Origin of the sequence: Pseudoselenomonas ruminantium (assembly GCF_900104055.1) — a bacterium.
GTDB lineage: Bacteria > Bacillota > Negativicutes > Selenomonadales > Selenomonadaceae > Selenomonas_A > Selenomonas_A ruminantium_C.
In genome coordinates, this window is sequence record NZ_FNJQ01000060.1 from 1 (window position 1) to 8,307 (window position 8,307).

Here is an 8,307-nt window from a genome sequence, read left to right on the forward strand (position 1 = left end):
TCTAAGCGTGAAGCCTGTCCCGAGATGAAGTATCTCATGGAGTAATCCAGTAAGATTCCTTGAAGAAGACAAGGTAGATAGGTTGGGAGTGGAAGTGCCGTAAGGCATGCAGCGGACCAATACTAATAAATCGAGGGCTTATCTTTCAAGACTAAAATGTTCAATACAAAATTTCTTCTGTATAGTTTTGAGTAGTACATACTCAACAGAATATCTGGTGACGATAGCTGAGTGGATCCACCTGTTCCCATACCGAACACAGTAGTTAAGCACTCATACGCCGAAAGTACTTGTCTGGAGACGGACTGGGAGGATAGGGCGTTGCCAGTTTCATGGCGGCTTTGGTGAAGCGGTTAACACACTGGATTGTGGCTCCAGCATGCATGGGTTCGATCCCCATAAGTCGCCCCATTTTTTTATATATGTAGGGGTATAGCTCAATTGGTAGAGCAACGGTCTCCAAAACCGTAGGTTGTGAGTTCGATTCTTACTGCCCCTGCCATACACGGAGTGGTACTCAAGAGGCTGAAGAGGACGGTTTGCTAAATCGTTAGGCTGGGTAACCGGTGCGGAGGTTCGAATCCTCTCCACTCCGCCACTATGAGATTGAAGTCATTGCTTAGGCAATGGCTTTTTTTGTGTTTGAAGGCGTGTTTGCAGGCAAAAAAAATTCCCCATAAGGGGAATTGCAGCTGCAGGCTGCCGGATGAAGTTTATTTCACGATATGTTTGCCGCCCAAAAATCTCGGTGCCCAATAGTCGTCTGTCAGGGCATCGACGCGAACGCCACGGCTGGAGCTGGCGTGGATGAATTGATCTTCGCCCAGGTATATGCCACAATGGGAGGCGCCGGGTTCGTAGGTGGTGAAGAATACGAGGTCACCGGGAACGAGTTGCTTGCTGCTGCTCGTGCGCAGGCCGAGCTTGTACTGTTCATCGGCGGTGCGGGGTATGTTGATGCCGTTCTGGGCAAAGACATACTGGAGGTAGCCGGAACAGTCGAAGGCCTTGGGCGTTGTGCCGCCAAAGGCATAAGGAACGCCGATATAGGAGCGGGCTGTGCTGATGATGGCTCCCACCTTGTTGCGGGCCAGGATCGGAGCATTGTTGGGCGCCAGCGGCCCCTGAGGCGATATTTTCTTTGGCTGGGGTTTAGGCTTTTCGATATCGATGCCCCATTTTACTTTTTTCGCTTTTTGCAAAGCACGCCAGGTGGCGTTGTTGACGACGCCGGTGATCCGGATCTTGTTGTCCCGCTGGAATTCTGCGACAGCCCGTTCAGTTTCTGCGCCAAAGACACCGTCCACGGTGCTGATGCTATAACCTACGGACTGCAGCTTTTTCTGCAGGAGCAGTACATCATGGCCGTGGGAACCTTCCTGAAGTGTGGGGGATGCCAGGGCCAGCTGTCCCGTCAGCATGAAGGCCAGGGATAGCATGGCACCACGTCGGAGAATCCGTTTACTCATCGGCATATCGTCCTTTCTGCTTTAGCGTTCGCGTACATGGTCCAATCCCATATGCATGAGGATCAGTACATGGTCATCATCCAGAGAATAGAAGGCTTCTTTGCCAGCCTTGCGGAATTTTACCAGCCGGGCTGCGCGGAGCACCCGGAGCTGATGGGAGATTGCGGACTGCCCCATCTGCAGGGACTCAGCGATGTCGCAGACGCATAATTCGTCTTCTGAGGCCAGCAGGGATAATAACTTTATACGGGTTTTATCGCCCAGCACTTTGAATAAGTCGGCCAGTTCCAGGCTTGTATCATCATCCAGCTTATGCAGGGAGCAGTTTTGCAATTTATCGGGGTGAATATGGTGGATTTCACACATATCACAGAGGTCACCAATTTCTTTAGCGGACATAAAAGTTTTTCCTTCCTGAAAATATACTATCATCTATATAGTATAGCACAAGTTACTCATGAAATTGGAAGGAAAATTTTCGCCCCGGGCTGATGTATTCAATCAGATTCAGCTCGGCCTCATCAATCTGGGCGGCTACATTCACGCCCGGAGAAGCCTCCTGAGGCAGGCGGCAGATCTGGACTTCCCCCATACAGGGGAGATTCTTTTCGTTGTCGATGGTGATTGCGCCAATTGGCCGGTATTGCGTATTGGCAGGTGCGATATGCTCCTGCAGGAGCAGGCTGCCTTCCTGGGCTCGTATGGCCATCTGGGCGGCATCCTGCCGGGCCGTGAAGACATGCTGCAGGTGTGCCCGCTCCCTGGGATCACGGGTGAGCCATTTTGCCTGGAGGGTGACGGATCTATCGGAAAGCTGTCCTGCCAGCTGCATCTCTGCTTCGGTTGGCGGCATATCGCCTAAGAAGATGCCATCGATGCCCAGGGCAATGAGGTGGCGGCAGGCAAGGGAGAGGCTTTCCTCGCGGTGATTTTCCAATGTGGGATGACCGGCCTGGAAAAAGCCATAGCTTTTGTCCTGACCAGCGGCAAAGGCACCTACGCGGATACCGGCTTTATGCAGCAGCATTGTCTTGCCCACCAGGAAATCCTCGCTGAGGCCTGTCCCAGGACGAGGATAGAAGCTGTGCAGGGCATCGATCTGGGCAAAGTTGGCCTTGAGCTCCACCAATGCAGCGATGAGTTTGGCGGTGACGGTGGAGGCGTTGAGGACCGCGCGGATGCCCTGACGATTCCGGGAGAAACTCGCAATGTCAGCCGGGGAGAAGTCCTCGGCAAAGCGCAGGGCTTTTATTCCCCACATGCGGAAGTGGGTGGGGCTCAGCTCGTCGAGATTCAGGCGCGTCAGAGATCTTTGGGTGAGATTGGCGATCACGTCCAAATCATGTTCGCGAGCAGTCTTGAGGATGAGCGACAGTTCTGCCTTTATATCGCCCAGCTCGCAGTCATAATCCGGCAGGGAGAGAAAGAGGCGGCGCAGGCCGCTGGCTGCCGCCTGTGCGATGACCGCGGCACTTTGTTCAAAAGGGAGCCCCAGCCCCGGATAGAGTGAGAGACCGTTTTCCATAACGTATTCCTTCCTTGTCATAGCTATGTGAACAGTGGCACCGAAATGTTTTGTATTATTTATTCTGTTTTGGCAGGGCGTTTTCCTTTTGACGGTGGGGAGAAAATTTTTTTGCGGAAAAGAAGGTTTTTGCCCTTTGGTGTGGAATTAGAAAAGAGCAAGATATTGTAGGTGACATAGATGCGGACTTTCCTTTTATCGTTGGTTGTGAGAATGTTTTGAAGGCAATTTTTAAGATGGGGGAGGATTATAAATGGCAGAGGATGTAAAGAACAGGGAAGAGATCAACGCGCGGCTGTCTTCCGCAATTGAGGAAATCGCGAGCTCCACGCAGACGGTTTATGAGGCTGTCGAGCAGGTAGCCAAAAGCGCCAGCGCGCTGGCCAAAGCTGGTCAGGAGTCTGTTGAACAGGCGAAGCTCCTGCAGGAAAAGAATGCCGATACCATCAAGGTCATTGATTTCATCACCAATATTGCTGGTCAGACCAATCTCTTAGGTCTCAATGCTGCTATCGAAGCTGCTCGTGCCGGTGAGCAGGGGCGTGGCTTTGCTGTCGTGGCAGAGGAAGTCCGAAAGCTGGCTGAACAGTCCCGTGAGGCCACGGAACGCATCCAGTCCACGTTGAACGAAATGAACAAGGCCGTTGAGGGGATTTCCAAGACCATTGAAACCACCGGCTCCATCAGTGAGGAGCAGGCTGCTTCGACCGAAGAGATCACGGCGAACCTGTCCCGGGTAACGAAAGCTGCCGAAGATCTGAAGAAATTCGTGGAAGCATTGAACTGAATCATAAAAATAGCCTTTCGCCAGCGAAGGGTTATTTTTTTGTAAAAACAGCTGGAAAGGTATTGACAAGAGGCGCTTTTATCCGTATAATTATGTCCTGTAAGTGACAAAGTCACATGGCCCGGTAGTTTAGTTGGTTAGAATGCCGCCCTGTCACGGCGGAGGTCAGGGGTTCAAGTCCCCTTCGGGTCGCCATTTGCCTTTGTAGCTCAGTTGGTAGAGCAGGGGACTGAAAATCCCCGTGTCAGTGGTTCGATTCCGCTCGAAGGCACCACTTGCAATTGATAGGCCTTATGTCAGTCATTGGACGACATAAGGCCTTTTTTGTATCATGTCAGCCAAAAAATTGGAATAGTAGCGAGAATTTCAGGGCAAAATGGTGCTTAGTATGTTATAATCAATACGGAAGTCATTGTTTTGAAAGTTTGAATCCAGAAGGGATGAGGGCAAATGGAGCAGAGCAGCGTTATAGCTTTGGCCAATGTTATAATACGCGGATATTATGAATTCGGCAATACTAACGACATCTGCAAGCTGCTGACGGATGATGTCATCGCTTTTGGTTTGGATTCCCAATATTACGTGCATGGCAAAGAGCCGGTTATGGCATATCTGCGAAAAAATGCGGACCAGGATGGGCAGCTGCATATCCATAGGCTGACCTGTAGTGAGGTAGAAACGGAGCAGGGAATCACAGTCCGCGCGAATATCGATTTTGGCGGGACGGGGCGCAAGCACAACATGCATCGCCTCATGCTCATGTTCCGGCAGGAGGCCGCGGAATATAAGCTCTGCGGCATCAATGTCCAGCGCGGCTTTGCCAGCCTCTTTCATAAGCAGCGTTATGACCGCCTGACCAATCTGTACAATAAAAAGCCTTTTTGCCAGCAGGCCGCGGAAATCATCGCGCAGTATCCCGAAAAAGAGTTTGAGATCATGCGGTTCAATATCGCGCGGTTCAAGGTCATCAATGACCTGTTCGGGGAAGAGACCGGGGATAAGCTCCTGAAATATGTGGCTGAGTTCCTGACCAGCATCCAGCTGGAACCCTGCGTTTATGGCCGGCTTTATGCGGATAACTTCCTGTTATGCTATCCGACAGAGGGCAATCTGCGGGAGCATCTCATCCATTCCCTGCAGCTGCTGGCTGTATCCTTTGCGCTCGACTATCGCATCGATTTCTATTTCGGCGTCTATACGGTGCGCGAACGGGACCTTTCGGTGACCACGATGCTGGACCGCGCGGCCATGGGGCTCTTCAAGGCCTCCCGCAATGGACTGATCGTCTGCGGCGAGTATGAAGATGACATGCGGGAAACGATGGTCAATGAGCAGGTTATCGTCAACAATATGAACGGCAGTCTGGAGCGGGAGGAGTTTATCGTCTACCTACAGCCCAAGTACGACCTGAATACGGAAAAAGTCCTGGGAGCAGAAGCGCTGGTGCGCTGGATTCATCCCCAGCTGGGCTTTATCTCCCCGGCCAAGTTCGTGCCCATCTTTGAGCAGAACGGCTTTATCTATCAGTTGGATAAATACGTCTGGGAAAAGACCTGTCAGCTGCTGCGGGAGGACATCGATGCGGGGCGTCCGGTGCTGCCCGTATCCATCAACGTATCCCGCGTGGATTTCTACAGCCCCAATCTGGTGCAGGTCTTTGAAGGGCTGACGCAGAAGTACAATCTCAATCCGCGGCTGCTGGAGCTGGAGCTTACGGAGAGCGCCTATGTGGAAAATCCGCAGCAGATCATCGAAATCACGCGCGCGTTGCAGGAAAAGGGCTTTGTGATCCTCATGGACGACTTTGGCAGCGGCTATTCCTCGCTGAACATGCTCAAGGACCTGCCGGTGGACATCCTGAAGATTGACCTGAAATTCCTGGCGGACTCGCAGGGGGTGGAGAATGGCCGGGCAGACAGCATCCTGAATTCCGTGGTGCGCATGGCCAAACGTCTGGCTGTACCCGTGATTGCCGAAGGGGTGGAAACCCAGAAGCAGGTGGATTTCCTGCGGACGATTGGCTGCGAATATGCCCAGGGGTATTTCTTCTCGGAGCCTGTGCCCTTGGAGGATTACCGGGCGCTTTTGGCCAGTGATTATGTGGCAGATAAGAAGATATGTATGTATCCGCCCGACAGCAAGGCGGTGCTGACGCTCTCCCATCAGCTGTATACCCTGATGGAGGAACTGCGTGAGGTAGCACCGGAACGGATTGCCGAGATTGAAAGAAAGATGAAAAAAGAAGCCGCTGCTCTGTTGTGAGCAGCGGTTTTATTTTTGGTTTCAGTTCTTGACCAGGTTCATATCGGCGTGGTCGGCTTGAGCACGCTGGATCATGATCTTGAGGCGTTCGATGTTCTTCTTGTGCCGTTCGATGGCAAAGCCGATGCGGATATGCTCCTCCTCGGTGAATTCCGGGTTTTCGTAGGATTTCTTGATGCGCTCGAGACGTTCTTCCACATCCCGCAGCTCGTCCTGCATGGGTTTTACATGCTGGAGGGCAAAGCCATAGACTGCCCGGATCTGTTCTTCGACGTATTTGGCATAGCCCGGCTCACCGGAGGATTTTTCCAGGCGCAGGGCCATATGGTAGATGATGTCAAAGGGGGATTCGCCGCTGTGGATCATATTGACGATTTCCATCTTGGCCTGCTGCTCCACCCCGTGCGGTTGGGTGATCAGCGGGTCCAGTTCTTTTTTTTCGGTCTGTTCGTCTGACATCGATGAGGACTCCTTTCTAAACTATATATTTTCGTGGACATTTATGTCCACAGTATAACATAAAAGTATGAGAAATAAAAGTTTACAAGTTTACGCCTAAAATACAAAAATACCCTTGCAAGGTCTTTTGTCTTTGTGCTATAATACGTTTATCGCAAAAGTCGGGTAAGGCCCGGGTTCATGTTCGTGCAAGGTGGAACATGGACTTTCTTTATGCCTATGTGTGTACACCATGTACGCACATTCAGCATGAATAATAAGAAAAGAGAGTGAGTTTGTTATGAAAAGTATGAGCAAAGGCGAAGTGCTGACTGTCGGCCTGATGATGTTTTCCATCTTCTTTGGTGCCGGCAATCTGATTTTTCCGCCTGCCCTGGGGCAGGCGGCAGGCTCCCAGAGCATTATTGCCATGCTGGGATTCTTGGTTACAGGTGTTGGTCTGCCGCTCTTGGGGATTACGGCCATTGCCATGCAAGGCGGTAAATATGTGGAGTTTATGAACCGCAAGACTTATCCGTGGTTGGCCACGGCGCTGCTGGTAATCCTCTATCTGACCATCGGCCCCGTGTTTGCCGTGCCCCGTACCGGTGCGGTATCCTTTGAAATCGGTATCCGTCCGTTCCTGAGTGAGGCGAACCTGACCATGGGACAGTTCGTCTACACGCTGTTCTTCTTCGCGGCCACCTATTATCTGGCCATGACGCCGAACAAGATGATTGATCGCGTGGGTAAGATGCTGACGCCGGCGCTCTTGGTATTTCTTGTGATCTTGTTTGCCAAGTCCTTCATCACCCCGCTGGGTGAGGTGCTGGATGCCACGGGCAATTACATTGCGGCTCCGTTCTCCCAGGGCTTCCAGGATGGCTATCAGACCATGGACCTTTTGGCATCGCTGTCCATCGGTACCATCGTGGTCAATGCCATCCGCATGCGCGGCACGACGGATAACAAGGCCGTCAGCAAGATCTGTATCGCCTCTGGTGTCATCACGGTAGCCCTGATGACGCTGGTCTATGGTTCTCTTGCCTATATCGGTGCAACCAGCGCTGGTGTGCTGGGACATGTGGAAAACGGCGGCCAGCTGCTGGCTGGTGCCGTATCCATCTTCTTTGGTCCGGCTGGTAACCTGCTGGTGGCCATCATCATCGCTTTGGCCTGCCTGACCACTTCCTGCGGTATGATTTCCGGCATGGCCTGGTACTTCAACAAGCTGAGCAACAATCGCGTTTCCTATGCCCGCCTCGTGCAGGTCAGCACGCTGTTCAGCTTCGTGGTATCCAACGTTGGTTTGACGCAGATCATCGCCCTGTCCGTGCCCTTCCTCGTAGCCATCTATCCACTGGTTATCGTGTTTGTGGTTCTCTCCCTGTTTGATGGTGTTATCGGCTGGCGCTACAGCGTTTACCGCATGGCCATCAACGTGACCTTGATCTTTGCTGTGCTGGACGGCCTGGCTGCCGCTGGCATCAAGTTCCCGGCGCTGACTGCCGTGCTGAGCCAGTATGTGCCCTTCTACGATATCGGCATGGGCTGGTTCGTCCCCGCTCTGCTGGCTGCAGCTCTGGGCTGGCTGCTGGCAGAGGTGCGTGGCGCCAAGGAAAATGAGGCCCTGCCCGCAGAATAAGAAATATAGGGAATGTGAAAAATCCTTTGATATCCTAAAACGTCCGCTGACAAAATGTCAACGGACGTTTTTTTATAAATTGCAGTTTGTTGGTTAGTTCGAGCCAAAGTTATCCCGTTTATACGCAGTCAGGGGTTCACGGGGGAGTACTTTTGCTGTTTCCGCTAAACGTCCCTCCCTG

The 8,307-nt window shown here is 52.2% G+C and carries 7 protein-coding genes, 5 tRNA genes and 2 rRNA genes; 10 read left to right on the forward strand and 4 right to left on the reverse strand.

The genetic code is table 11. The annotated features are described in order from the left end of the window. The 5 genes from BLQ59_RS15165 to BLQ59_RS15185 all read left to right on the forward strand — a co-directional run. A 23S ribosomal RNA gene (locus BLQ59_RS15165) occupies positions 1–146 on the forward strand; the annotation flags it as partial. A 67-nt stretch (positions 147–213) separates the two neighbouring features. After that, a 5S ribosomal RNA gene (rrf, locus tag BLQ59_RS15170) occupies positions 214–330 on the forward strand. A gap of 5 nt (positions 331–335) precedes the next feature. Continuing rightward, positions 336–411 (forward strand) — tRNA-His (locus tag BLQ59_RS15175). Between the two features lie 15 nt (positions 412–426). After that, positions 427–502 (forward strand) — tRNA-Trp (locus tag BLQ59_RS15180). A 5-nt stretch (positions 503–507) separates the two neighbouring features. After that, positions 508–598 (forward strand) — tRNA-Ser (locus tag BLQ59_RS15185). A 115-nt stretch (positions 599–713) separates the two neighbouring features. On the opposite strand, the gene BLQ59_RS15190 is transcribed toward BLQ59_RS15185, so the two are convergent. The 3 genes from BLQ59_RS15190 to BLQ59_RS15200 all read right to left on the reverse strand — a co-directional run bounded on the left by BLQ59_RS15190 (position 714) and on the right by BLQ59_RS15200 (position 3,015). Next, positions 714–1,469, reverse strand: a complete 756-nt coding sequence (locus tag BLQ59_RS15190; RefSeq protein WP_143005391.1) for a C40 family peptidase — start codon at positions 1,467–1,469, stop codon at positions 714–716. Positions 1,470–1,490: 21 nt separating this feature from the next. Beyond that, entirely contained in the window at positions 1,491–1,835 is a 345-nt protein-coding gene (locus tag BLQ59_RS15195; protein WP_074573662.1) for an ArsR/SmtB family transcription factor, read from the reverse strand. Positions 1,836–1,920: 85 nt separating this feature from the next. Further along, a complete protein-coding gene (locus tag BLQ59_RS15200; protein WP_081342613.1) occupies positions 1,921–3,015 on the reverse strand; it encodes a MupG family TIM beta-alpha barrel fold protein in 1,095 nt (364 codons plus the stop codon). Positions 3,016–3,247: 232 nt separating this feature from the next. On the opposite strand from BLQ59_RS15200, the gene BLQ59_RS15205 reads away from it, so the two are divergent. The 4 genes from BLQ59_RS15205 (at position 3,248) to BLQ59_RS15220 (ending at position 6,043) form a co-directional block, all read left to right on the forward strand. After that, positions 3,248–3,781 (forward strand): methyl-accepting chemotaxis protein, encoded by a 534-nt coding sequence (locus tag BLQ59_RS15205; protein ID WP_014425648.1) that lies wholly within the window; start codon positions 3,248–3,250, stop codon positions 3,779–3,781. Positions 3,782–3,899: 118 nt separating this feature from the next. Beyond that, positions 3,900–3,976 (forward strand) — tRNA-Asp (locus BLQ59_RS15210). Positions 3,977–3,979: 3 nt separating this feature from the next. Further along, positions 3,980–4,055, forward strand: a tRNA-Phe gene (locus tag BLQ59_RS15215). A gap of 176 nt (positions 4,056–4,231) precedes the next feature. Beyond that, entirely contained in the window at positions 4,232–6,043 is a 1,812-nt protein-coding gene (locus BLQ59_RS15220; RefSeq protein ID WP_074573658.1) for a putative bifunctional diguanylate cyclase/phosphodiesterase, read from the forward strand. A gap of 21 nt (positions 6,044–6,064) precedes the next feature. Here the strand turns inward: BLQ59_RS15220 and BLQ59_RS15225 are convergent, their stop codons facing one another. Further along, positions 6,065–6,502 (reverse strand): hypothetical protein, encoded by a 438-nt coding sequence (locus BLQ59_RS15225; RefSeq protein ID WP_074573659.1) that lies wholly within the window; start codon positions 6,500–6,502, stop codon positions 6,065–6,067. A 280-nt stretch (positions 6,503–6,782) separates the two neighbouring features. Here BLQ59_RS15225 and brnQ point away from each other — a divergent pair, with 280 nt between their 5' ends. Then, positions 6,783–8,126, forward strand: coding sequence for a branched-chain amino acid transport system II carrier protein (gene brnQ / locus BLQ59_RS15230; protein WP_074573660.1), 1,344 nt, complete (start codon positions 6,783–6,785; stop codon positions 8,124–8,126). Positions 8,127–8,307: the final 181 nt, after the last annotated feature.